22 protein-coding genes are annotated in these 22,453 nt (G+C 70.8%); 1 reads left to right on the forward strand and 21 read right to left on the reverse strand.

All coding sequences use genetic code 11. The annotated features are described in order from the left end of the window. Positions 1–119: 119 nt before the first annotated feature. The 16 genes from dprA to proS all read right to left on the reverse strand — a co-directional run bounded on the left by dprA (position 120) and on the right by proS (position 13,031). Complete coding sequence (gene dprA / locus ACFVYF_RS29705; RefSeq protein WP_389460281.1) at positions 120–1,265, reverse strand: DNA-processing protein DprA; 1,146 nt, start codon at positions 1,263–1,265, stop codon at positions 120–122. Further along, positions 1,262–2,887 carry a YifB family Mg chelatase-like AAA ATPase gene (locus ACFVYF_RS29710; RefSeq protein WP_389460283.1) on the reverse strand — a complete coding sequence of 542 codons (1,626 nt, stop codon included), beginning with the start codon at positions 2,885–2,887 and terminating at the stop codon, positions 1,262–1,264. The genes dprA and ACFVYF_RS29710 overlap by 4 nt, the downstream gene beginning before the upstream one ends. Beyond that, positions 2,887–3,249: a YraN family protein gene (locus tag ACFVYF_RS29715; protein WP_389460285.1), complete on the reverse strand. Its 363-nt coding sequence runs from the start codon at positions 3,247–3,249 to the stop codon at positions 2,887–2,889. Before ACFVYF_RS29715 ends, ACFVYF_RS29710 begins: the two co-directional genes overlap by 1 nt. Positions 3,250–3,424: 175 nt before the next feature. Beyond that, positions 3,425–3,733: a DUF2469 domain-containing protein gene (locus ACFVYF_RS29720; protein ID WP_003965949.1), complete on the reverse strand. Its 309-nt coding sequence runs from the start codon at positions 3,731–3,733 to the stop codon at positions 3,425–3,427. Between the two features lie 55 nt (positions 3,734–3,788). Continuing rightward, the gene (locus tag ACFVYF_RS29725) at positions 3,789–4,316 is read right to left on the reverse strand and encodes an NUDIX hydrolase (protein ID WP_389460287.1); all 528 of its coding nucleotides are present in this window, start codon (positions 4,314–4,316) and stop codon (positions 3,789–3,791) included. Further along, a complete protein-coding gene (lepB, locus tag ACFVYF_RS29730; protein ID WP_389460288.1) occupies positions 4,306–5,049 on the reverse strand; it encodes a signal peptidase I in 744 nt (247 codons plus the stop codon). The genes ACFVYF_RS29725 and lepB (ACFVYF_RS29730) overlap by 11 nt, the downstream gene beginning before the upstream one ends. An 80-nt stretch (positions 5,050–5,129) precedes the next feature. Continuing rightward, positions 5,130–6,095, reverse strand: coding sequence for a signal peptidase I (gene lepB, locus ACFVYF_RS29735; RefSeq protein ID WP_389460290.1), 966 nt, complete (start codon positions 6,093–6,095; stop codon positions 5,130–5,132). Next, the gene (lepB, locus tag ACFVYF_RS29740) at positions 5,983–7,059 is read right to left on the reverse strand and encodes a signal peptidase I (RefSeq protein WP_389460292.1); all 1,077 of its coding nucleotides are present in this window, start codon (positions 7,057–7,059) and stop codon (positions 5,983–5,985) included. The genes lepB (ACFVYF_RS29735) and lepB (ACFVYF_RS29740) overlap by 113 nt, the downstream gene beginning before the upstream one ends. After that, on the reverse strand, positions 7,052–7,768 hold the full coding sequence (lepB, locus tag ACFVYF_RS29745; RefSeq protein ID WP_389460294.1) for a signal peptidase I: 717 nt from the start codon (positions 7,766–7,768) through the stop codon (positions 7,052–7,054). The genes lepB (ACFVYF_RS29740) and lepB (ACFVYF_RS29745) overlap by 8 nt, the downstream gene beginning before the upstream one ends. A gap of 45 nt (positions 7,769–7,813) precedes the next feature. Beyond that, positions 7,814–8,164, reverse strand: a complete 351-nt coding sequence (gene rplS, locus ACFVYF_RS29750) for a 50S ribosomal protein L19 (RefSeq protein WP_389460296.1) — start codon at positions 8,162–8,164, stop codon at positions 7,814–7,816. A 134-nt stretch (positions 8,165–8,298) separates the two neighbouring features. Next, a complete protein-coding gene (gene trmD, locus ACFVYF_RS29755; protein ID WP_389460298.1) occupies positions 8,299–9,132 on the reverse strand; it encodes a tRNA (guanosine(37)-N1)-methyltransferase TrmD in 834 nt (277 codons plus the stop codon). Beyond that, positions 9,132–9,695, reverse strand: a complete 564-nt coding sequence (gene rimM / locus ACFVYF_RS29760) for a ribosome maturation factor RimM (RefSeq protein ID WP_389460300.1) — start codon at positions 9,693–9,695, stop codon at positions 9,132–9,134. Before rimM ends, trmD begins: the two co-directional genes overlap by 1 nt. An 84-nt stretch (positions 9,696–9,779) precedes the next feature. Beyond that, complete coding sequence (locus ACFVYF_RS29765; protein WP_005479813.1) at positions 9,780–10,019, reverse strand: RNA-binding protein; 240 nt, start codon at positions 10,017–10,019, stop codon at positions 9,780–9,782. Between the two features lie 2 nt (positions 10,020–10,021). After that, positions 10,022–10,450, reverse strand: coding sequence for a 30S ribosomal protein S16 (rpsP, locus tag ACFVYF_RS29770; protein WP_383281463.1), 429 nt, complete (start codon positions 10,448–10,450; stop codon positions 10,022–10,024). 318 nt (positions 10,451–10,768) lie between these two features. Beyond that, positions 10,769–11,365, reverse strand: a complete 597-nt coding sequence (locus ACFVYF_RS29775) for a hypothetical protein (protein ID WP_383281467.1) — start codon at positions 11,363–11,365, stop codon at positions 10,769–10,771. A 250-nt stretch (positions 11,366–11,615) separates the two neighbouring features. Then, positions 11,616–13,031 carry a proline--tRNA ligase gene (gene proS / locus ACFVYF_RS29780; protein WP_389460302.1) on the reverse strand — a complete coding sequence of 472 codons (1,416 nt, stop codon included), beginning with the start codon at positions 13,029–13,031 and terminating at the stop codon, positions 11,616–11,618. A gap of 199 nt (positions 13,032–13,230) precedes the next feature. Between proS and ACFVYF_RS29785 the strand changes: the two genes are divergently transcribed. Next, positions 13,231–14,085 (forward strand): SAM-dependent methyltransferase, encoded by an 855-nt coding sequence (locus tag ACFVYF_RS29785; protein WP_389460304.1) that lies wholly within the window; start codon positions 13,231–13,233, stop codon positions 14,083–14,085. A 73-nt stretch (positions 14,086–14,158) separates the two neighbouring features. Here ACFVYF_RS29785 and ftsH read toward each other — a convergent pair whose 3' ends face one another. From ftsH to ACFVYF_RS29810, 5 genes are all read right to left on the reverse strand, one after another. Beyond that, positions 14,159–16,099, reverse strand: coding sequence for an ATP-dependent zinc metalloprotease FtsH (gene ftsH, locus ACFVYF_RS29790; protein ID WP_389460306.1), 1,941 nt, complete (start codon positions 16,097–16,099; stop codon positions 14,159–14,161). Positions 16,100–16,220: 121 nt separating this feature from the next. Then, entirely contained in the window at positions 16,221–17,771 is a 1,551-nt protein-coding gene (gene ffh / locus ACFVYF_RS29795) for a signal recognition particle protein (protein WP_389460308.1), read from the reverse strand. Positions 17,772–17,947: 176 nt separating this feature from the next. Continuing rightward, complete coding sequence (locus ACFVYF_RS29800) at positions 17,948–20,395, reverse strand: [protein-PII] uridylyltransferase (protein WP_389460310.1); 2,448 nt, start codon at positions 20,393–20,395, stop codon at positions 17,948–17,950. 27 nt (positions 20,396–20,422) lie between these two features. Continuing rightward, positions 20,423–20,761 carry a P-II family nitrogen regulator gene (locus ACFVYF_RS29805; RefSeq protein WP_054235369.1) on the reverse strand — a complete coding sequence of 113 codons (339 nt, stop codon included), beginning with the start codon at positions 20,759–20,761 and terminating at the stop codon, positions 20,423–20,425. Beyond that, positions 20,758–22,089, reverse strand: coding sequence for an ammonium transporter (locus ACFVYF_RS29810; RefSeq protein ID WP_389460312.1), 1,332 nt, complete (start codon positions 22,087–22,089; stop codon positions 20,758–20,760). The genes ACFVYF_RS29805 and ACFVYF_RS29810 overlap by 4 nt, the downstream gene beginning before the upstream one ends. Between the last annotated feature and the right edge of the window lie 364 nt (positions 22,090–22,453).

The following is a 22,453-nucleotide window of genomic DNA, read 5'->3' on the forward strand; positions in this document are numbered from 1 at the left end:
TGACGTCCGCGCGATGCCTCCCGGACGCCCGGCGGTCGCCCTGTGTGACCACCGCCAGGCGCCAACTGCGGGAATTGCCAAGGGTGTCGGGGTTAGCCCGGACGGCCGAACACGCTCGGTCAACACCGACCGTGACCTCCGCGAACGGAGATCATCGCCTGGCGTGTCAACTTCCAGCCGTCGCCGTGTCGTTCGACGAAGCCAAGCGCTCGGAGTTCGTACAGTCTCCCGACCGCGTCGTCCTCCGTCGTCCCCGCGCCCCGTGCGATCCGGTCCGCGGTCGCCGTGCCCCGGCCCGGCAGCGCGGACAGCACCCGGGCTGCTCCCGGCTCCAGCAGGTCGCGCGGCAGCACCGGTCCGCGCCGGTCGGGGGCCAGCTCGCCCATGTCGCCGATCAGCTCGACGACTTCCGCGGCGTCGGAGACCAGGACCGCGTCCGCACGCAGGAGTTCGTGCACCCCTGCCGAGAGTCCGCTGGTGGCGGGGCCCGGCACACCCATGGTGAAACGGCCCAGCCGGTGCGCCGCACGGGCCGTGACCAGCGCACCGCTCCGATACGCCGCCTCGACGACGACCGTGCCCCGGGTGAGGGCCGCGATGACCCTGTTCCGGAGGATGAACCTGCTCGGCGTCGGGTGATCACCAGGCGGCAACTCCCCGACCACCAGCCCCTGTTCCGCGATCCTGGTGATCAACTGGGTGTGTCCGCGCGGATAGGGACGGTCCACACCGCAGGCGAGTACGGCGACGGTGGCACCGCCCGCCCCGAGCGCGCCCCGGTGTGCGGCTCCGTCCACGCCGTATGCCCCGCCCGACACCACCACCCACCCCCGCTCGGCCAGGCCCGCGCCGAGCGTGCCCGCCATATGAGCCCCGTACGCGGTGCAGGCCCGGGCGCCCACGACCGCGACGGACCGCAACGCCCACATCCGCAGGCTGGGCCGGCCACGCACCCACAACCCGAGGGGCCGGCCGTCCCCGAGGTCGTCCAGCTGTGCGGGCCACTCACCGTCGCCCGGGCACACGTACCTCACCCCGGCCTCCCGTGCCTGCGCCAGATCCTGCTCCGGCCGCGCCCGGGCGGCGCGCCCCAGCAGCCCCTCCCATCGTGTGGGCGACACCCCCGGCAGCTGCTCCCCGCCCGTCATCAGCCGCCGGGCCACCTCAACGGCTCCGAACTCGCGCACCCACCTGCCGCCCACCTCGTCGCCCGGCTCGACGGCGCGGGCGAGCGCGACCCTGGCGAGCCGCTCGTCGTCCGTCATGACCGCGAACCGATGCTCATGGGCACGCCCCGGGGGACACCGGTGCGCAGCTGGAGCGCCAGGGCCACGTCCCCGGCGTCGGGCCGGTCGTGCCCCGAGAGATCGGCGACCGTCCACGCCACGCGCAGCACCCGGTCCAGGCCGCGCGCGGTCAGCACACCGCGCTCCAGCCCCCGCTCGGCCTCGTCCATCGCGCCCGGCACGGCCTGCCACCGATTGCGCAGCTCACGCCCCGGCACCTCGCTGTTGGTGTGCCAGGGAGTCCCGGCCAGGCGTGCGGCCGAGCGCTCCCGGGCGGTCCGCACCCGGTCGGCGACGGTCCGCGTGGACTCGCCGTGGGCATCGCGCGCCGTCAGTTCGGCGCGAGTGACCGGTTCGACCTCGACGCGCAGGTCGACCCGGTCGAGCAGCGGCCCGGAGAGCCGGGACTGATAGCGGCGGATGGCGGACGGCGGGCACTCGCAGAAGTCGCCGCCCATGCTGAGCCGTCCGCAGGGGCAGGGATTGGCCGCGAGGACCATCAGGAACTTCGCCGGAAAGCGCACCACGCCCGCGCTGCGGGCGATCACCACATGCCCCGCCTCCAGGGGCTGTCGCAGGGCGTCGAGCGCGAAGCCGCTGAACTCCGGCGCCTCGTCGAGGAAGAGTACGCCTCTGTGCGACAGGGAGACCGCGCCCGGCCGGGCGAGCCCCTTGCCGCCGCCGACGAGTGACTGCATCGTCGCGGAGTGGTGGGGTGCGCAGTAGGGCGGGGTATCCACCATGGGCCTGCCCGGTGGCAGCAGGCCCGCGACCGAGTGGATCGCCGTGACCTCCAGGGACTCCTGCCTGCCGAGCAGCGGCAGGATCGACGGCATCCGCTCGGCGAGCATCGTCTTGCCCGCGCCGGGCGGACCCTGCAGGAAGACGTGGTGGCCGCCCGCGGCGGCGACCTCCATCGCCGTGCGCGCCGAGACCTGGCCGACCACGTCGGCGAGGTCGTGCCCCTGGTCGTGCTCCGGCACGGCGATGCCGCACAGGCCGGTGGCCTCCCCCGTGCCCGGTACGCGAAGTCCCGCCAGCAGCGGATCCGGCCGGCCCTGTTCGTCCGGCTCCTCCTCGGGCACCGGTTCGTCCGTGAGTACGGCGATGAGCTGGCGCAGGCTGCGGACGCCGAGCACGGACACCCCGGGGACGAGCGACGCCTCCGCGGCCGCGCACTCCGGCACCACCACCTGCTCGTATCCGGCGTCCGCGGCGGCGAGGACGGCCGGCAGGACGCCCCGCACCGGCCGCACCCGGCCGTCGAGGCCCAGCTCGCCGATCATCACGATGTCCGCCAGCACCCGCGGGTCGATCCGCTCCGAGGCACCCAGCACGGCGCAGGCCACCGCGAGATCGAACCCCGAACCGCCCTTCGGGACGGAGGCCGGGCTCAGGCCGACCGTCAGCTTCTTCTGGGGCCACTCGGCGCCCGAGTTGACCACCGCGGCCCGCACCCGGTCCCGGCTCTCCGTCAGGCTCTTGTCCGGGAGGCCGACCAGGGTGAAGGCCGCCACGCCCGGTTCGAGGTCGGCCTGCACCTCGACGACGACGCCCTCGACGCCGACCAGGGCCACCGAACACGTACGCGCGAATCCCATCAGGCCACCCCCCGCGCGTGCTCCACGACGGGTGCGCCGCGGCCGGGGAGCAGGACGCCCACCAGGTCGATCCGGACGCCGCCGGGTGGTGCGCCACCGTGTTCCTGGAGCCAGCGCTCGGCCAGGCCGCGCAGCCGATCGGCCTTCGCCGGTGTCACGGCCTCCATCGGGTGTTCGAAATCCCCGGCCCTGCGGGTCTTGACCTCGCAGATGACCAGCGCGTCGCCGTCCCGGGCCACGATGTCGATCTCGCCGGTCCTGCCCGCGCGCCAGTTGCGCGCCAGGATCGTCATTCCGGCCTGGGCCAGCCGCCGCGCGGCCAGGTCCTCGCCGTACTTGCCGAGTGCACCTCGTGCGTTCATGTCGGCACCACCTCCGGCGCCAACACTGCGGCCACTGCCAACCGCTATTGGATCTTGGTGGACGGCCGCTCGATTGTGGACAACTCCGTCACCCACACGAGCGGCCGCACCTCGGTCAACCCCGGAGCAGGCCCCGGTTCAACCCCGAAAAGCAGCCCCCGGATCAGGCCACGCTTCAGCCGCCCGGCAGCTCGAGGTCGCTCTTGTTCAGCTCCTCGATATTCACATCCTTGAATGTGAGAACCCGTACCTGCTTCACAAAGCGGGCAGGCCGGTACATGTCCCACACCCAGGCATCCGCCATGGATACCTCAAAGAACACCTCGCCCTGGACCGAGTGCACCTGCATCTCGTAGTCGTTGGTGAGGTAGAAGCGCCGTTCGGTCTCGATCACATATTTGAACAGACCGACGACATCGCGGTACTCCCGGTAGAGCTTCAGCTCCATCTCGGTCTCGTACTTTTCGAGGTCCTCGGCGCTCATGGCATGTTCCCCTTCAGCCGTGCGTCCCCCTATTGTGCGCCAGCCCCGCGAGCCCCTAGACGATTTCGGTGTCGAGGATCTCGGGCCTGGCCGGGGGACCCTCGTCGAGCAGCCTGCGCAGCAGCCCGGCGAGTCTGGTCGGATACACCGTCTCATGTGCCTCGGTCAGTTCCTGGCACGTCCACCAGCGCGCTCCGGCGACGCTGCGCCGTTCCAGCTCCGTCAGCCCAAGGGCCGCCGTGGCCGTCTGGGTCGTACGGCCAAGGAAGTACCACTCGTCCTGGTCCCAGCGGCGTCCGGCGAACGGGAACGAACACGTCCGCTGCCACAGCACCGGGCCCAGCCGGACCTCGGTGATGCCGGTCTCCTCGGCGAGTTCCCGCAGAGCGGCCTCCTCGCGCGTCTCGTCGCCCTCCAGGCCGCCGCCGGGTGTGAACCACCAGTCGTCGGCGGGATCGTCCGGCTCGTGCCCGTGCAGCAACAGGATGCGCTCCTGCGGGTCGAGCAGCACCACCCGCGCGACCTTGCGCAGTCCGCCCTGGTGAGCGTCCCGCGGTCCGTCGGGCGACGGCTCAGCGGGCACCGGCCAGTTCCGTCCTGGGGCGGCCACGCCGTCCCGCGCGCTGGGCGATCGGGCCGTAGGCGGCACCACCGAGTACGAGGACCGCGCCGGCCACCACCGCCGCGACGACCAGCCGCAGCGGGCCCGGGGACGAGATCCCGCCGAGGGCCTCGAAGCCCGTGGGGCGGGCCAGCATGCCGTCCATCGGCCAGACCACGGCGTCCACGCGCCCCTGCACCGCGCTGCGCGGCACCGAACCGCTGCCGGCCTCGGTGAGGTGGGCCGTGGAGTCCAGGGAGCCGCTTCGTTCGTCACCGAGCAGGAACAGCCGGCCGTCGGGGACCGTGATCGTCGGTATCTTCTTCGACTCGGCGGCCTGGCCCTTGGGGAGATACGGTTCGTCGATCTTCTTGCCGTTGACGGTCAGCTTGCCGTCGGTGCAGCAGGCGACGGTGTCACCGCCGACGGCCACGACCCGCTTGACCATGGGCATGTCGCCCCAGGTCTGCTCCTTGAAGACGACGACGTCACCGCGCTCGACCTCACCGCCGTCCACCCGCTGCGCCAGGACCCGGTCCCCGGCGCCGATGGTCGGCGTCATGGACTCGGTCGGCACGGTGTACGGCTGGTAGACGATCGCACCCCATACGAAGCCGCCCAGGAAGAGCACACAGCCGAGGGCCACGGCCAGCCCCGACAGCGTGCTGCCGAGCCGTCCGTGGCCCTCGCCCGTACGGTCTGTCGTCCTGCTCATCCCAGTGCTCCCCAGCTCGGAGAATCGATCGCGCGGCCCGAAGTGCGGGCCGCGGAAGATCGGCGATCTGGGACGGCACCCTACCCGGCGGTACCCCGCCCAGAAACCCTGGCGTTCTCGACGGTGACGCGACGCCGGCGCCAGAGCACCAGCGGCACGGCGCCCGCGAGTCCGAGCGCGCCCGGGGCGGCCGCGCTGAGGTTCTGGTCGAAGGTGTCGGGAACCGGCAGCGTGTCCCAGCGGGTGGGCGGCCAGGCGATCACGATGGCGCGGCCCACGACGTTACCGACGGGAACGAAGCCCTGGTACTTGTCCTGCTGGTGGTAGCGGGAGTCCAGCGAGTTCTGCCGGTGGTCACCCATGACCCAGATTTTGCCCTTGGGTACCGTCACCTTGAACTGGCCGCCCTGGTCGTCGTTGCTGCACGGGGTGTTCCCGGCGTAGACGTAGGCCTGCTCGTTCAGTGCCTTGCCGTTGACCGTCAGCGGGCCCGTGCCGTTGCACTCGATCGTGTCGCCGGCGACTCCGATGACCCGCTTGATCAGGTCCTTCTCCTCGGCCGAGGGCATCAGGCCGATCCAGCTCAGGGCCTTCTGTACGGCGTTCGGGTTCGGCGTGGGCTCGCCCGCCAGCCACTGGTCGGGGTCGTGGAAGACGACGACCTCACCGCGCTCGGGCTCGGAGCCGAACCACGGGGTGAGCTTGTCGACCAGGACCCGGTCGCCCTGCTGAAGGGTGTTCTGCATCGAGTCCGAGGGAATCGAGAACGCCTGCACCAGGAAGGTCTTGATCAGCAGCGCCAGCACCAGCGCGATGCCGATCAGGAGGGGCAGTTCCTTCCAGAAGGAGCGCTGCTTCCTGGGCCCGGCCGTGGGCCCGCCCGACCTGCCGTCCTGCTCGGTGCGCTCGCGCGTACCGCTGTCGCCTCCGGACTCACTCCCGGAGCCTGCGACGTCGTCTGCCGGGGAAGCCGCGTCGTCGGGCCGCTCCGGTCGCTCTTCCGGTCCTTCGTGTCCGGATCGTGCGCCGACCGCCAAGTCCCCCACATCCACTCCTCACTCCGTGCCGCCGCCCGCGCCGCATTCGGCGCAGGCCCACCACTCCCATAACGAGCGGGAGTTCCGCAGGGCTCGGGAGCGGGATCAATCCGTATCGATCCGCGGGGGCCACCCTATGCGACACACCGAGAGCGGTGGTCGCCCCAGTCGGGACGGACGCGTACGTGTCCGGTTCCTTGAGGCGGGTCCAGTGGCCGACGGGCCAGGCGATCACCTCGGCGCGGCCGACGACGGACTTCTCGGAGACGGTGCCGCCGTATTTCTCGGTGCGGTGGTAGCGGGAGTCGGCGGAGTTGGCCCGGTGGTCGCCCATGACCCAGAGACGGCCCTTGGGCACGGTGATCTCGAAGTCGAACGCCGAGGGTTTGTTGCCCGGGTGGATGTACGGCTCGTCCAGGGGCATGCCGTTGACCATCACCCGGCCTTGCGCGTCACAGCACTTGACGGTGTCCCCGCCGATCGCGACGACCCGTTTGATCAGGTCCTTGTCGTCGGCGGAGGGCAACAGGCCGATGAAGGTGAGCCCTTCCTTGACCTGTTTGACGACGACGGGGTCGTTCTTCTTGGTGGTCTCCTCCGCCGTCAGCCAGCCGCCGGGGTCCTTGAAGACGACGACGTCCCCCCGCTGGGGCTTGGAGCCGAACCATGGCGTGAACTTGTCGACGAGGACGCGGTCGCCGATCTGGATCGTGTTCTCCATGGAGCCCGACGGGATCACGAACGCCTGCACCAGGAAGGTCTTCAGGACCAGGGCTATCAGGACCGCGACGCCTATGAGGAGAGGGAACTCCTTGATCGCGGAGCGACGCCTGCGCCGCTTGACCTTGCGGGCGAGCCTGCGCCGTTCCGCCCGGCCGGGCCGGGCGGCGCCGCCGGCCCGCCGGGACCCGGTGGGCAGCAGGTTGTCGGCGGGCGTGCTCGGGACTCCACGCGGTCTGCCGCGGTTACCCATGGGCACCGTCCGCCGCCGGCACGCGCGCGTAGGCACCGGGGCGCTCCAGCCGGGTCCAGTGACCGGCGGGCCAGGCGATCCAGTCGGCCCTGCCGATCACATCGCCGACCGGGATCATGCCGCCGCCCGGTGAGCCCAGGTGGTCGCGGGAGTCGCTGGAGTTCCGGCGGTGGTCGCCGAGAAGGAAGAGGCTGCCGTCGGGCACGACGACGTCGAAGGGCACGTCGGAGGGGCTGTCCCCCGGATACACAAACGCCGACTCGTCGACCGACCGGCCGTTCACCGCCACCCTCCCCTCCTTGTCGCAGCAGACCACTTCGTCTCCGCCCACACCGACGACGCGCTTGACGTAGTCGGCGTCGCCGAAGTACCCGGTGCCGTCGAACACGACGACATCGCCCCGCTGCGGCTCAGCACCAAAACGGTACGCCAACTTATTTACGAGAACGCGGTCCCCGATCCTCAATCCCTGCTCCATGGAACTGCTGGGGATCTGGAAGGGCTGCATCACGAAGGTGCTGAACAGCAGCAGAAACAGCAGGCAGATCAGCAGGGTGAGGGTGATCCGGCCACCCGGAAGCCAGTCGGCGATCCGGTCCACGAACGCACAACGCGACCGTCCTTCCCGTCCCCCTGTGTCCGAGATCTCCTCGGACTCTTCGGGGCGGGAAGAGCGGTCGCGCTCGACGTGCTGTGCTTCGGTGTCCATCGCGGCCAGATGCTATCCGGCTGCGCTGTGACCCCGGAAGCGCGCTCAGTTGTCGCGCTTCTCCTTGATCTTCGCGGCCTTGCCGCGCAGGTCGCGCAGGTAGTAGAGCTTCGCGCGACGCACGTCACCGCGGGTGACGAGCTCGATCTTCTCGACGATCGGGGTGTGCACCGGGAAGGTGCGCTCCACGCCGACGGAGAAGGAGACCTTGCGGACCGTGAAGGTCTCGCGGACACCGGCGCCCTGGCGACGGATGACTACGCCCTTGAACTGCTGCACACGGGAGCGGTTGCCCTCGATGACGCGGACGTGGACGTTGACCGTGTCACCCGGGCGGAAGGCCGGGACGTCGGTGCGCAGCGACGCACCGTCGACGGAGTCGAGCAGGTTGGGCATTTCGTCTGCTTTCTTCGCTGATGCCACAGGTCATCAACGGGAGATAGATTTCCAAGAAGGGGTGCTGTCGCGTCGGGCCTTGCGTCGTGTCCCCCTGTGGCAGGGGCGCACGCCGGACGACGTACAACAGCGGCCTATTGTTCCACGGCCTCGGGCCTGCGCCAAAATCGGCCGTGCTGCTCTCCCTCGGGGTCCGGCGCCCAGCCCAGGATGGAGAGCATTTCGCGGTCCTTCTTGTCGAACGCGGAGGGGTCGCAGCGCTCGATGAGGTCCGGCCGGTTCGCGGTCGTACGGCGCAGTGCCTCGTCCCGGCGCCAGCGCGCGATCTTGCCGTGGTGGCCGCTGAGCAGCACGTCGGGGATCCCGCGCCCGCGCCACTGGGGCGGCTTGGTGAAGACCGGCCCCTCCAGGAGGTTGGCCATGGCCCCGGGCGCGAAGGAGTCGTCCCGGTGGGACTCGGCGTTGCCGAGGACGCCGGGCAGCAGCCGGGCCACGGCCTCCGTGATCACGAGGACGGCCGCCTCGCCGCCGGCCAGGACGTAGTCCCCGATGGACACCTCGTAGACCGGCAGACGGGCCGCGTACTCGTCGATGACACGGCGGTCGATGCCCTCGTAGCGGGCGGGCGTGAAGACCAGCCAGGGGCGCTCGGAGAGCTCGACGGCGAGTTCCTGGGTGAAGGGGCGCCCGCTCGGGGTGGGCACGACCAGCACGGGCCCGTGCGAGCCCGTCTCGTAGCCGTCGGCGAGGACGGAGTCCAGGGCGTCCCCCCAGGGCTCGGTCTTCATGACCATGCCGGGGCCGCCGCCGTACGGGGTGTCGTCGACCGTGTTGTGGCGGTCGTACGTCCACTCCCGAAGATCATGCACGTGCACGTTCAGCTGTCCACGCGCGCGTGCCTTGCCGACGAGCGAGACGTTCAGGGGTTCCAGGTACTCGGGGAAGATCGTGACGACGTCGAGCCGCATCAGGCGTCGGTCCCCGGGGTGTCCTCGGCGTCGCGGGCGGACGCCACTTCCGCGCGGTCGTCGATGAGTCCCGGCGGCGGGTCGATGACCACCCGCTGCTCCGTCAGGTCGATCCCGGTGACGATCTCCTCGACGAAGGGGATCAGCACCTCGGTGCCGTCGGAGCGCTCCACGATGAACAGGTCCTGCGAGGGCAGGTGCGAGATCTCCGTGATCCGCCCGACCTCGGTGCCGTCCGCGGTGACGACGTCCAGGTCCATCAGCTGGTGGTCGTAGTACTCGTCCGGGTCCTCGGGCGTCTGCTCCGGGTCGACGTCGGCGATGAGCAGGGTGTTGCGCAGGGCCTCGGCGGCGTTCCGGTCGCGTACGCCCTCGAAGCGCAGCAGGAGACGGCCGCTGTGCACCCGGCCCGTCTCGATGGTCAGCGGTCCGGCGGACGCCGGGTCGGTGGCCAGGACGGCGCCCGGCCCGAGCCTGAGCTCCGGCTCGTCGGTACGGACCTCGACCGTGACCTCGCCCTTGATGCCGTGGGCGCGGCCGACGCGAGCGACTACCAGCTGCACTGTGCTTGATCTCCTGTCGGTACGACTACGGGCCGGGGACGGCCTGTCAGGCCCTCCCCGGCCCGAGCCGGTGCTGCGTGTACGTCAGCGAACGTGGTCCACGTCGACAAGGTCGACGCGGACACCGCGGCCGCCGATGGCGCCCACGACCGTGCGCAGAGCGCGTGCTGTGCGGCCGTTGCGACCGATCACCTTGCCGAGGTCGTCCGGGTGGACCCGGACCTCGAGAACGCGCCCACGGCGCAGGTCACGCGAAGCGACCTGCACGTCGTCGGGATTGTCGACGATGCCCTTCACGAGGTGCTCGAGAGCCTCCTCGAGCATGCTCAGGCCTCGGTCGACTCAGACGAAGAGGACTCGGCCGGGGCCTCGTCCTTCTTCTCAGCCTTCTTCTTCTGGGTGATGGCCTCACCCTTGCCCTCGTCGTCGCCACCAAGGGCTTCGAACGAGGGGCGCGTCGCCTTCGGCTCGGCCACGAGCAGCGGAGCCGGGGCGGGCTCGCCCTTGTACTTCTGCCAGTCGCCGGTGAGCTTCAGAATGGCGAGAACCGGCTCGGTCGGCTGCGCGCCGACACCCAGCCAGTACTGCGCACGCTCCGAGTCGACCTCGATGCGCGACGGGTTCTGCACCGGGTGGTACAGGCCGATCTCCTCGATGGCCCGGCCGTCACGGCGGGTACGGGAGTCGGCGACGACGATGCGGTAGTGAGGCGAACGGATCTTGCCCAGACGCTTCAGCTTGATCTTGACTGCCACGGAAGTGGTGTCTCCTGGTCTTGACGTGGTTGGGCACGGCGAGATTGCCGCGTGGGGTTGCGGTACCCGAGTGCCCGATGGACGCGTCAGCCGGAGGAGAGAGGGGTCCTGTGCGGCTGTCGAGTACAGCTGTCCATTCTGCCATACCCGACCGGGTGACCCGACCCCGGGCGTGCACGCACCTGAAGCACGCACGCCACACCCGCACCGGAGCCCGCCGGCATCCCGCGCCGGGTGCCGCCGAGCAGCCCGCGGCTGCCCCTTCTGCCACCGCGACGGACGGGGCCGAGTGCGGCTGCCACGAGCAGCCGCTTCTCGTCAGCCGGCCGCCGCGCCGACCACCTCAGGGATCCGGAAGGGCTTGCCGCACCCCCCGCACACGATCGGCGCCTGCGCCAGCACGGACGGGACGACCCGCACATTGCGTCCGCAGTCGCAGACCGCCTTGACGCGGACGCCCCCTCCGGAGGAGCCGTGCCGGGCGGCCGGGCCCCGGAAGCTGCGGGCGGTGTCCGCGGTGGTCGCGACGGTGTGCGCCTTGAGGGCGCGCTGCAGCCGCTCGATCGTCGGGCGATAACGGCGCTTCGCCTCGGGGTTGAGCGTGACCAGGGAGAAGCCGCTGCTGGGATGCGGCTCCTCCGGGTGGTCCAGGCCCAGCTCCTCGGCGATCGCGAGGAATCTGCGGTTGTGGTACCTGCCGGCGCGCGAGGTGTCGCGGACTCCGCGCGCGGCGGCGATGCCATGGACTGCCTCGTGAAGCAGTCGCTCGAAGGAGAGCTCGTGTCCGCAGGCGGACGACGATTCCCCGATCAGGGATTCGGGCGCGGCAAGATCCGGCAGTTCGGGGTGGTGCCGCTGAATGTCGGCCCACGCCCCTGCCAGCTCTGCGGCGAGAACAGGTGGTGTCGTGCTCACGTCGTGACAACGAGCCGGGGTGCCTCAGTGTTCCTATTACGGGGCATCCCAAATAATTTGCACGTACCCGTCAGTTGCCGCTGATGCGTCCTGACGAGGGCGGGTGCGCTGATCTGCGGAGAAGCCTCACAGCTCATACCAAGGCGGTACGTAGTCCCACGTACGCACCGGCGCGTAGACGAGGTCCGCGCGCCGGGTCACCTGGCGTCATCAGATGCGCAAGGGGCGTTTCGGCCGCCCTGAGGGGGACCTAGTAGGCGCGCGCCACGACGGCGACGTTACCGGGTGAGTCGTCGGCCGCGGGGACCGACCCGTCCTCGGCGACCAGACACCGTACGGTCACGGAGTGCTCGGCCAGCCTGGCCTCGCCCTCTTCGCCCAGGTCGGCCCACGGGATGCGGGCCCAGCCGCCGGCGGTGGCCGCCTCGACGGCCTCCTCGATCGTGGCGACATCGGACGTGCGGGACTCGCGGCGCTCGCGCGCCTGCCGCAGAAGCAGCGCCTGGTCCTCTTCGAGGACACCGGGGAGCAGGGACACGAGCGAGTCGATCGCGACCGGCACCTTGCCGCCGGGGATGCGGCGGGCCAGCATCGCTGTGCCGTTCTCCAGGTCACGGGGGCCGACCTCGATGCGCACGGGGACACCCTTGAGCTCCCAGTCGACGGCCCGGCGCCCGAAGGGGGTGTCCGTCCGGTCGTCCACGTGGACGCGTACGCCCGCCGCCTTCAGCCGGTCGCCGATTTCGCGGACCTTGGCCAGAACCGCATCGTCGCCCTTGATCGCGAGGACGACGGCCTGGGTGGCGGCGAGGCGGGGCGGGACACGCAGTCCGTTGTCGTCGCCGTGCATCATCACCAGGGCGCCGATCATCCGGGTGGTCGACCCCCAGGAGGTCTGCCAGACCAGTTCCTGCTTGCCTTCCTTCGACAGGTACTGGGTGTTGAAGGCCTTGGCGAAGTTCTGGCCGAGCTCGTGACTGGTGCCCATCTGGAGGGCCTTGCCGTCGCCCATCATCCCCTCCAGCGTGAGGGTGTTGATGGCGCCCGCGAAGCGCTCCTTGGCGGTCTTGCGGCCGAGGACGACGTCCATCGCGAGGACGTTCTCCATGAAGTCCGCGTAGACGTCGCGATGAATGCGGGCGGCGAAGTCACGGGCCTCCTCGTACGTGGCATGGGCCGTGTGCCCCTCCTGCCACAGGAACTCGGTCGTCCGAAGGAACAGGCGCGGCCGCAGCTCCCAACGCACCACGTTCGCCCACTGGTTGATCAGCAGCGGCAGATCCCGGTAGCTCTGGACCCACTTCGAGAAGTAGTCGTTGATGATCATTTCGGAGGTGGGGCGGATGACGGCGGGCTCTTCGAGTTCCTTGCCGCCGCCATGGGTGACCACGGCGAGCTCGGGCGCGAAGCCTTCGACGTGGTCGGCCTCCTTCGCGAGGTACGACTGCGGGATCAGGAGCGGGAAGTACGCGTTCTGCGTGCCCGTCTCCTTGATCCGGGCGTCCATCTCCTGCTGCATCCGCTCCCACAGCCCGTACCCGTACGGCCGGATGACCATCGTGCCGCGCACTGGGCCGTTGTCGGCCAGCTCGGCCTTGTTGATCAGGTCCTGGTACCAGCGCGGGAAGTCGTCCGCCTGGGGCGTGAGTACGGGTGCCTTTGCCATGACGTGATGGTACGGGGCCGTGTTGCCGGTATGTGAATTCTCGCGGCGCACACAGCCGGCGCACAAACCGGGCTCCGTAACCCCTGGACGGCACGACGAGTGCGGAGTTTCCTGGCATACGGGGGGAGTGCGAGCGCACTGCACGGGGGCCATGGAAACGGGGCACAGCGACAACTCTCGGCGGATTGGGGCGCTTTCGATGACACCTACGCTCGTGCGGCAGCACCTACCTCACGCGGGACGAAAGCCTCGCGTGGATCAGTGGGCACGCGCGCGTGACTGGGCCGAGATCCAGGAGCGGATGCTGGTCCCGCTCTACGAGGCCGTCTACGAGCGACTCGAAGTGGGCCGCGGGACACGGCTGTTGGGGCTCGGCTGCGGCTCGGGGCTCGCGCTTTTGATGGCGGCGTCACGAGGTGCCTCCGTCACCGGTGTCGACGCGTCGGCGCCCGAGCGGCTGGCTCTCGCGCGCGAACGGATGCTGCCCGAGGCGGGTGGCACACGCGCGTGTGCGTCGCGGATCGTCCACGGGGAGCCCGGGGATCTGACCGGCCCCGACTCGCCCGCCTACAACGTGGTGACCGCCTTCGAGCCGATCGGCTGCACGGCCGGGGACTCCGAAGGGCTCGAAGAGCTGCTGGAGGCAGCCGCGCCGCTCGCCGGACGCGGTGCGTCCGTCGTACTGGCCGGGTGGGGGCCGCCGGAGCGTTGCAGCACGTCCTCCGTACTGCGGGTCGCCACCAGGCACGCGGATCCGGCGCGCGGCGCGGTGGGGTGGCGGCCCGCCCTGCGGGACGACCTGGAGGAGGTAGCGGAGCGGGCCGGGCTGAAGCCGGACGGGTCGGGGCGGGTCGCCTGCCCCTTCGGGTACGCGGATGTGGGGAACGCGATGCGGGGGCTGCTGTCGACCGGGTTGTTCGACGCGGCGATCGCCGCGACGGATCAGGGGCAGGTCGACAAGGAGCTCAAGGAGGCGCTCCATCCGCATCTCCGCAAGGACGGGACCGTGTGGATGACCAACGTCTTCCGCTACCTGATCGCTCGTACGGTGTGAGCTCCGGGGGAGCTTTTCGCCTCCGCCGCCCCTTCCCGCCCCGAGCCCGGGGCCCCGTCCCGGACCCCGCTCCTCAAACGCCGGACGGGCTGTCGCGGACGATGCCGGCGATTCGGTAGGCCTCTGTCTCGTCCAGCGTCTCGTTCGCCAGCAGCGCCTCGGCCAGAGCGTCCAACTGGCCGCGGTGGTCGCGCAGTTTGTCGCAGGCCTCCTCGTAGCACTCGTCGACGATGCGGCGCATCTCGTGGTCGATCGAGTCGAGGGTCGCCGGGGCGGCGGCGAGGCCGTAGGCCTGCTGGGCGTCGCTGGGGAGGGCGGAGAGGCGGCCGACGCGTTCGCTCATGCCCCAGCGGGCCACCATGCCGCGGGCGAGGCTCGTGACCTGCTCCAGGTCGTTCTCCGACCCCGTGGTGACGACTCCGTAGACGACGTGTTCGGCCGCCATGCCGCCCAGGGCGCCGATGATGCGACCGCGCAGATACTCCTCGGTGTACGCGTACTTGTCCGCGTCCGGGGTGGACAGCGTGACGCCCAGGGCCCGGCCCCGCGGGACGATGGTGATCTTGCGGACCGGGTCCGCGCCGGGCTGCAGCATGCCGAGGAGGGCGTGGCCGCTCTCGTGGTACGCCGTGCGGCGGCGTTCCTCGTCGGGCATGACCAGCGGGCGTTCGGCGCCCAGTTGCACCTTCTCCAGGGCCTCGGAGAGGTCAGCCTGCGTGACCTGGTCCTGCTTGTGCTTGACCGCGAGGAGGGCGGCCTCGTTCGCGAGATTGGCCAGATCGGCACCCGTCATGCCCGGTGTCGTACGGGCCACCTGGGCCAGTTGCACGTCGGGAGCCAGCGGGATCTCCCGGGTGTGGATCTCCAGGATGGCCTCGCGGCCACCGCGGTCGGGCGGCGAGACGGTGACGATCCGGTCGAAGCGGCCGGGGCGGGTGAGGGCCGGGTCGAGGATGTCCGCGCGGTTCGTCGCCGCGATGACGATCACGCCCTCCGCCCCCGAAAAGCCGTCCATCTCGGTGAGGATCTGGTTCAGCGTCTGTTCGCGCTCGTCGTGGCCGCCCATGCCCGAACCGCCGGCGCGGGCCCGCCCGATGGTGTCGATCTCGTCGATGAAGATGATCGAGGGGGCCACTTTGCGGGCCTCCGCGAACAGCTCCCGGACGCGGGAGGCGCCCACGCCCACGATCATCTCGATGAACTCGGAGGCCGAGGCCGAGAAGAACGGGACGCCCGCCTCCCCCGCCACCGCCCGCGCGAGCAGCGTCTTGCCGGTGCCGGGTGGGCCGGACAGCAGCACACCCCGCGGCATTTTCGCGCCCATCCGCCGGTACGCGTCGGGGTTCTTGAGGAAGTCCACGACGTCGTTCAGTTCGCCCTCGACCTCGTCGATGCCGGCCACGTCGGCGAACGTGGTGCGCTTGGCGCCCGGCTCCAGCTCGACGGGCCTCGGCGGTTCCTTCCGGCCGAGCATGCCGCCGGCGCCGCCCAGACCGCCCGCCCTCATCCGCCGGGCGATGAAGAGCCACAGGACGACCAGCAGCAGCATCGGCGCCAGCGAGATCAGCAGGTTGGACAGGAAGCTGCGGTGCTGGACGACCGGCTCCGCCGTCACCGTGACGTTGTGCTTGGTCAGGTTCTCCCAGAGCTGGTCGTCCGCGAAGGCCGGGCGCTGGGTCTTGAACTTGGTGTACTTCCCGTCGCCCTCCGGGTTGTCCTGGCCGTTCTTGAGCTGCCCCTGGATCGCGTCGCCCTTGGAGTAGATCTTCGTGACGTTCCCGGAGCCGACCTGCTTGCTGAACTCCGTGTACGAGATCGTCGGCTCGTCGCCCTCGTTGAAGAAGGACAGCACGAGGTTGGCGATGAGATAGACGATCAGGGCGGTGAGGATCAGGCTCCACCAGCCGCCCCGCATGTTCCGCTTGTTGGGGGGCGGCTTCGGCGACTCCGGCGGTGTGCCCTCGGTACGCCACGGCTGGTCAGGCGTCTTCCGCGGCGGCACAGGGTTGCTCATATCCGGACGCTACGACAGAGAGCGGGCACCGGCACGCCGCGCGCATGCCACTGGGGGCGCCCCTACGGCAAGGGGCGCCCCCAGTGGCGTACGAGCGCGGACGCCCCTACGGGGTGGGCCGTCAGCCCATGAACTTCTTGAACTCGTCGGGCAGCTCGAAGTCCTGGGCGCCCTGCTGGGGCAGACCGAAGGCGCCGCCCTGCTGACCGCCGGCCTCGCGGCGGGCCGCGGCCTCGGCCTCCTCCTGCTTGCGCTTCATCGGGTTGCCGGAGCGCTGCTTGCCCTTGGCCTGCTTCTGCTTCTTCTTGGCGCGGCCGGGGCCGCCGCCCATGCCCGGGACGCCGGGCATGCCCGGCATGCCGCCGCCCTGGGCCATGCGGGACATCATCTTGCGGGCCTCGAAGAACCGCTCGACCAGGTTCTTCACCGCGCTGACCTCGACGCCCGAACCGCGGGCGATACGGGAGCGGCGCGAGCCGTTGATGATCGTCGGCTCCTGGCGCTCGCCCGGGGTCATCGACTTGATGATCGCGGCCGTGCGGTCGACGTCACGCTCGTCGAGGTTGGCGATCTGGTCCTTGATCTGGCCCATGCCCGGGAGCATGCCGAGCAGCTTGCTGATGCTGCCCATCTTGCGGACCTGCTCCATCTGGGCCAGGAAGTCGTCCAGGGTGAAGTCCTGGCCCTTCTTGGACGCCAGCTTGGAGGCCATCTGCGCGGCCTCTTCCTGGCTGAACGTCTTCTCCGCCTGCTCGATCAGGGTGAGCAGGTCACCCATGTCGAGAATGCGGGAGGCCATCCGGTCAGGGTGGAAGGCGTCGAAGTCGTCGAGCTTCTCGCCGTTCGACGCGAACATGATCGGCTTGCCGGTCACCGACGCGATCGACAGGGCCGCACCACCGCGGGCGTCACCGTCGAGCTTGGAGAGGACGACGCCGTCGAAGCCGACGCCGTCGCGGAAGGCCTCGGCGGTGTTGACCGCGTCCTGGCCGATCATCGCGTCGACGACGAAGAGGATCTCGTCCGGCGAGACCGCGTCACGGATGTCCGCGGCCTGCTGCATCAGTTCCTGGTCGATACCCAGGCGGCCCGCGGTGTCCACGATCACGATGTCGTGGACCTTCGTCTTCGCGAACTCGATGGAGTCCTTGGCGACCTTGACCGGGTCGCCCACGCCATTGCCGGGCTCGGGCGCGTAGACGGCGACGCCCGCGCGCTCGGCGACGACGCTGAGCTGGTTGACCGCGTTCGGGCGCTGCAGGTCGGCGGCGACGAGCAGCGGGGAGTGGCCCTGGTCCTTGAGCCACTTGCCGAGCTTTCCGGCGAGCGTCGTCTTACCGGCACCCTGCAGACCCGCGAGCATCAGCACGGTGGGCGGGTTCTTGGCGAAGCGGAGGCGCCGGGTCTCGCCACCGAGGATCGTGACGAGCTCGTCGTTCACGATCTTGAGGACCTGCTGGGCGGGGTTCAGCGCCTTCGAGACCTCGGAGCCGAGGGCGCGCTCCTTGACGTTCTTGATGAAGGTCCGCACGACCGGCAGGGCCACATCGGCTTCGAGGAGCGCGATACGGATCTCGCGCGCGGTGGCGTCGATGTCAGCTTCGGACAGCCGGCCCTTGCCCCGCAGGTTCTTGAACGTCGCTGAGAGGCGATCGGAGAGAGTATCGAACACGGCGCTCGTCTGTCCTCAGGGGTCGGGGGCGATGGGAATCGCCCTCCAGGGTATCTGCCCGCGTGCGGTGGGGTCTCCACCGCGTTCGTACGAGGCTGGGGCCGCCCCCGCCCGCGGCCCCGGGGACGTCGTACGTAGGCCACCCGGGCGGCGGCCGGAGGCGGCCCCCAACCGCGTCAGCCGCGCAGCGTCTCCTCCAGCGAACGGGCCATCGAGGCCGCCTCCTCGCCCGGCAGGGGCGCACCGTCCGGTGCGGTCACGTAGAAGGCGTCCACGGCGTTGGCGCCGAGGGTGGACACATGCATGCTCCGCACCCGCACGTGCGCGTCCTCCAGGGCCCGGCCGATGCGGTGCAGCAGGCCGGGGGCGTCGTGGGCGCGGACCTCGATCACCGTGGCGTGACGGGAGGCCGCCGGGGCGACCGTGACCCGGGGCGGCGGCGCGATGGACCCGCGGCGCCGGGGGTAGGCGGCGTCCCGCTCCGCGAGCCGGGCCGTGATGTCCAGGGAGCCGTCGAGGGCGCGGACGAGGTCGGCGCGCAGCCGGGCGGCCTGCGGCAGCGAGCCGTACTCGGCGGCGACCCGCCAGTTGAGCAGCAGCACGGAGCCCTGGACCGAGTCGGGCAGGTCGAGGGCGCGCAGCTCCGCGGTGCGCACGGTCAGCCGGTGCATGGCGAGCACGCCGGCCACGGCGGGCAGCACACCGGGCTGGTCGGGCACGGCGATGAGCAGTTCCACTCCGAGCGGTTCCGGGTCGCCGGCGGGCTCCTCGGCGGGGGTCTCGGTCTGCGCGCGCAGCGCGAGGACGGGCCCCTTGGTGCGGAACGCCTCGATGGCGAGCCGCTCCTGCTCGGCCGTGGGCGCGACGGCTTCCGGCTCCTCGGGGACGTCCCCGGCGAGCACGGCCGCGACCCGCTTCACCAGGTCGGCGACCAGGGAGCCGCGCCAGGTCGACCAGGCGGCGGGCCCGGTGGCCAGCGCGTCCGCCTCGGTCAGGGCGTGCAGCAGTTCGAGGGTGCCCTGCGAGCCGACCGCCTCGGCGACCGAGCGCACGGTGGCCGGGTCCTCCAGATCGCGCCGGGTGGCCGTCTCGATGAGCAGCAGATGGTGTCGTACGAGGGTGGCGAGGACGGCGACCTCCGCGCGGTCGAAGCCGATGCGCGCGGCGACGTCCTTGGCGATGATCTCGCCCGCGACGGAGTGGTCGCCGGGCCAGCCCTTGCCGATGTCGTGCAGCAGGGCGGCGACGAGGAGCAGGTCGGGCCGGCCCACGCGCCGGGCCAGCTCGGAGGCGCGGACCGCCGTCTCGATGAGGTGACGGTCGACGGTCCAGATGTGCACGGCGTTGCGCTGGGGCCGGCAGCGCACCCGCTCCCAGTCGGGCAGCAGCCGGGTGATCAGGCCCTCGGCCTCCAGCGCCTCCCAGACCTCGATGGTCGGGCGGCCGGATCCGAGCAGGGTGACGAGCTGTTCGCGGGCTTCCGCGGGCCAGGGGGTGGGGAGCGGACGGGCTCCGGCGGCCATGCGGCGGACGGCGTGCAGGGAGAGCGGGAGTCCGGACTGGGCTGCCGCGGCGGCGGCGCGCAGCGGCAGCACCGGGTCGCGGTCGGGGCGGGCGGCGCGGGCGAGGACGACCTCGCCGTCCTGCTCGACCACGCCCTCGGCGAGCGGGGAGCGCTCCGCGGCGGGCTTGGCGCCGCCGCCGAGCATGGCGCGCAGCCGCGGCCGCACGGCCCGCGACTTGAGCACCCGGCCGACCTCGCGCCAGGTGACGTCACTGGCGTACGAGATGACCCGCGCAGCCTCGTACACCTGGCGCAGCAGGGTGTCGGCGTCGAGCAGGCCGAGTTCGGCGGCGACCTGGTCCTGTTCCTGGAGCGCCAGCCGGTCGGTGGCGCGGCCGGTGGCCAGGTGCAGGGCGTCGCGTACGTCCAGCAGCCGGCGCCGGGCCTCGGTGAGGCCCTCGCGGGGCGCGTCGGCCAGCCAGGAAGCGGCGACCGCGCGCAGGGCGGTGGCGTCCCTGAGGCCGCCCCGGGCCTCCTTCAGGTCCGGTTCCAGGAGGTACTGCAACTCGCCCTGGCGCTCGGCCCGTTCGGCGCACAGCTCCTGGAGCTCGGGGAGACGTTTCGGCGCCTGGTTGCGCCAGTCGGCGAGGATGGCCGTGCGCAGGCCGGCGGTGAGGCCGAGGTCGCCGGCGAGGTGGCGCGCGTCGAGCAGACCGAGCTGGACCTTGAGGTCGTCGCCCGCGGTCTTGCGGGCCTCGGTGGGCGTCCGCACGGAGTGGTCGAGGGCGAGGCCGAGGTCCCAGACCGGGTACCAGATGCGGTCGGCGAGCGCGGCGACCGCTCCGGAGTCGCTGCCGTCGTGCAGCAGGAGCAGGTCGAGGTCGCTGCGCGGGGAGAGCTCACCGCGGCCGTAACCGCCGACGGCAACCAGGGAGACACCCCGCAGGCCGTGGGCTCCGGCGTCGAAGAGGCCGGTGAGCCAGTCGTCCGTCAGTTCGGCGAGGGCCGCACGGCGCGGCGGCCCGGACCGCGCCCCCTCCTGGAGGAGGCGCAGCCGGGCCGCCGCATAGCCGCTGGGTCCCGAGTCCTCTGCTTCCGAACGCATGCCCGTACTCGTCACCCAGCAACTCCTGTTCTTTACTTCTGTCTACAGCGCGTCCGGGCCGCGCTCGCCGGTCCGGACCCGGACGGCCGTCTCGACCGGGATGGACCAGACCTTGCCGTCACCGATCTTGCCGGTGCGGGCCGCCTTCACGACGACGTCGATGAGCTGCTCGGCGTCGTCGTCCTCGGCCAGCACCTCGATGCGGATCTTGGGGACGAGGTCGACCGTGTACTCGGCTCCACGGTAGACCTCGGTGTGTCCCCGCTGCCGACCGTAGCCGCTGGCCTCGGTGACCGTGAGACCGTGCACACCGAAGGCCTGCAGGGCCTCCTTGATCTCGTCGAGCCGGTGAGGCTTCACGACGGCGGTAATGAGCTTCATGCGTCCACCTTCTTGCTCTCCGTACCCGCGAGGGCGGAAGCGGTCGTGCCGACGATGCCACCGCCGGCACCACTGAAGTCGTATGCGGTCTCGGCGTGCTCGGCCTGGTCGATACCGGCGATCTCCTCGTCCTCGCTGACCCGCATGCCGATGGTCTTGTCGATGAGGAAGGCGAGGATCGCGGAGACGACGAGGGAGTAGCCGAGGACGGCGAAGACACCGGCGCACTGCTTCCAGAACTGGGTGAGACCGCCGCCGTAGAAGAGACCCTCGACGGTGGACTGGCCCTTGCCGCTGGCGAAGAAGCCGATGAGCAGGGAGCCGACGATGCCACCGACGAGGTGGACGCCGACGACGTCGAGCGAGTCGTCGTAACCGAGCTTGTACTTCAGGCCCACGGCCATGGCGCAGAGCACACCGGCGATGACGCCGACGGCGATCGCGCCGAGCGGGGAGACCGCACCGCCGGACGGGGTGATCGCGACCAGACCGGCGACCGCGCCGGAGGCGGCACCGAGCGTGGTGAACGCGCCGTGGCGGATCTTCTCGTACGCCAGCCAGGCGAGCATGGCCGCGGCGGTGGCGATCTGCGTGTTGACGAACATCAGCGCGCCGACACCGTCGTCGTTGCCGAGCCAGGAGCCCGCATTGAATCCGAACCAGCCGAACCACAGCAGCCCGGAGCCGAGCATGACCAGCGGGAGGCTGTGCGGACGCATCGGGTCCTTCTTGAAGCCGACGCGCTTGCCGATGACGAGGATCACGCCGAGCGCCGCGGCACCCGCGTTGATGTGCACCGCCGTACCACCGGCGAAGTCGATCACGCCCAGCTTGAACGCCCAGCCGCCCTCGCCCCAGACCCAGTGGGCGACGGGGAAGTAGACGACCGTGGCCCACAGCGCGATGAACAGCGACCACGCCGTGAACTTGACGCGGTCGGCCAGCGCACCGCTGATCAGCGCGGGCGTGATGATGGCGAACATCAGCTGGAAGACCATGAAGACGAAGACCGGGATGGTGTAGCCGGGCCACAGCTCCGTCAGGCCGATGTTGCTGAGGCCGACCCAGTCCGAGGTCCAGCCGATGAACGAACCCTTGTCCGTGCCGAAGGCGAGGGAGAAGCCGTACAGCACCCACAGGATGGTGACGATCCCCATGCTGATGAAGCTCATCATCAGCATGTTCAGAGTGCTCTTGACCCGGACCATGCCTCCGTAGAAGAAGGCCAGTCCGGGGGTCATGATCAGCACCAGGGCGGAACAGATGAGCATGAAGCCCGTGTTGGCGGCAGACAACTTGTCTGCGGCGAGCGTGATGGCTGGTGCCATCGGCGTCTCCTCGTCGTTGGTACGGCCCCGTGCGGGCGAAGCCAGAGCGGTCATGAGGGGTGGGCCGGTTATGCGCCATGAGATTGGCGCAGCACGGTTTCCGTCGACGCCCCTCGATGTTTCGCCGCAGTGACGAAGGCACCTTGCGTGTTACGCGTCCATGAACTGCCTGATGTCGGGCCGAGCGATCGTTATCGTGGCGCAACCTTCTGCTGAGACAGAAGGAACCGGCCGCGGCAGGCCGTCCGATGACCTGGCATGGGGGAGCCGAGTCGGGCAGTTCGGGACGGCCGGCCGCGGCCGGCGTACTGGGGCGGGGGGCGGGCGGGGGCCCCGGTCAGGGCGCCCCGGGGGGGGGGGGGGC

Origin of the sequence: Streptomyces sp. NPDC058274, assembly GCF_042881375.1 — a bacterium.
Lineage (GTDB): Bacteria > Actinomycetota > Actinomycetes > Streptomycetales > Streptomycetaceae > Streptomyces.

What these genes read in the sequence shown, in the direction of transcription:
- ftsH (WP_389460306.1), bottom strand. Translation starts at nt 16,099, where the DNA reads ATGAGCAACCCTGTGCCGCCGCGGAAGACGCCTGACCAGCCGTGGCGT.
- lepB (WP_389460294.1), bottom strand. Translation starts at nt 7,768, where the DNA reads ATGGACACCGAAGCACAGCACGTCGAGCGCGACCGCTCTTCCCGCCCC.
- ACFVYF_RS29720 (WP_003965949.1), bottom strand. Translation starts at nt 3,733, where the DNA reads ATGAGCGCCGAGGACCTCGAAAAGTACGAGACCGAGATGGAGCTGAAG.
- ACFVYF_RS29810 (WP_389460312.1), bottom strand. Translation starts at nt 22,089, where the DNA reads ATGGCACCAGCCATCACGCTCGCCGCAGACAAGTTGTCTGCCGCCAAC.
- ACFVYF_RS29785 (WP_389460304.1), top strand. Translation starts at nt 13,231, where the DNA reads ATGACACCTACGCTCGTGCGGCAGCACCTACCTCACGCGGGACGAAAG.
- rplS (WP_389460296.1), bottom strand. Translation starts at nt 8,164, where the DNA reads ATGCCCAACCTGCTCGACTCCGTCGACGGTGCGTCGCTGCGCACCGAC.
- dprA (WP_389460281.1), bottom strand. Translation starts at nt 1,265, where the DNA reads ATGACGGACGACGAGCGGCTCGCCAGGGTCGCGCTCGCCCGCGCCGTC.
- trmD (WP_389460298.1), bottom strand. Translation starts at nt 9,132, where the DNA reads ATGCGGCTCGACGTCGTCACGATCTTCCCCGAGTACCTGGAACCCCTG.
- ACFVYF_RS29765 (WP_005479813.1), bottom strand. Translation starts at nt 10,019, where the DNA reads ATGCTCGAGGAGGCTCTCGAGCACCTCGTGAAGGGCATCGTCGACAAT.
- ACFVYF_RS29715 (WP_389460285.1), bottom strand. Translation starts at nt 3,249, where the DNA reads ATGAACGCACGAGGTGCACTCGGCAAGTACGGCGAGGACCTGGCCGCG.
- proS (WP_389460302.1), bottom strand. Translation starts at nt 13,031, where the DNA reads ATGGCAAAGGCACCCGTACTCACGCCCCAGGCGGACGACTTCCCGCGC.
- ACFVYF_RS29805 (WP_054235369.1), bottom strand. Translation starts at nt 20,761, where the DNA reads ATGAAGCTCATTACCGCCGTCGTGAAGCCTCACCGGCTCGACGAGATC.
- ACFVYF_RS29710 (WP_389460283.1), bottom strand. Translation starts at nt 2,887, where the DNA reads ATGGGATTCGCGCGTACGTGTTCGGTGGCCCTGGTCGGCGTCGAGGGC.
- lepB (WP_389460288.1), bottom strand. Translation starts at nt 5,049, where the DNA reads ATGAGCAGGACGACAGACCGTACGGGCGAGGGCCACGGACGGCTCGGC.
- lepB (WP_389460292.1), bottom strand. Translation starts at nt 7,059, where the DNA reads ATGGGTAACCGCGGCAGACCGCGTGGAGTCCCGAGCACGCCCGCCGAC.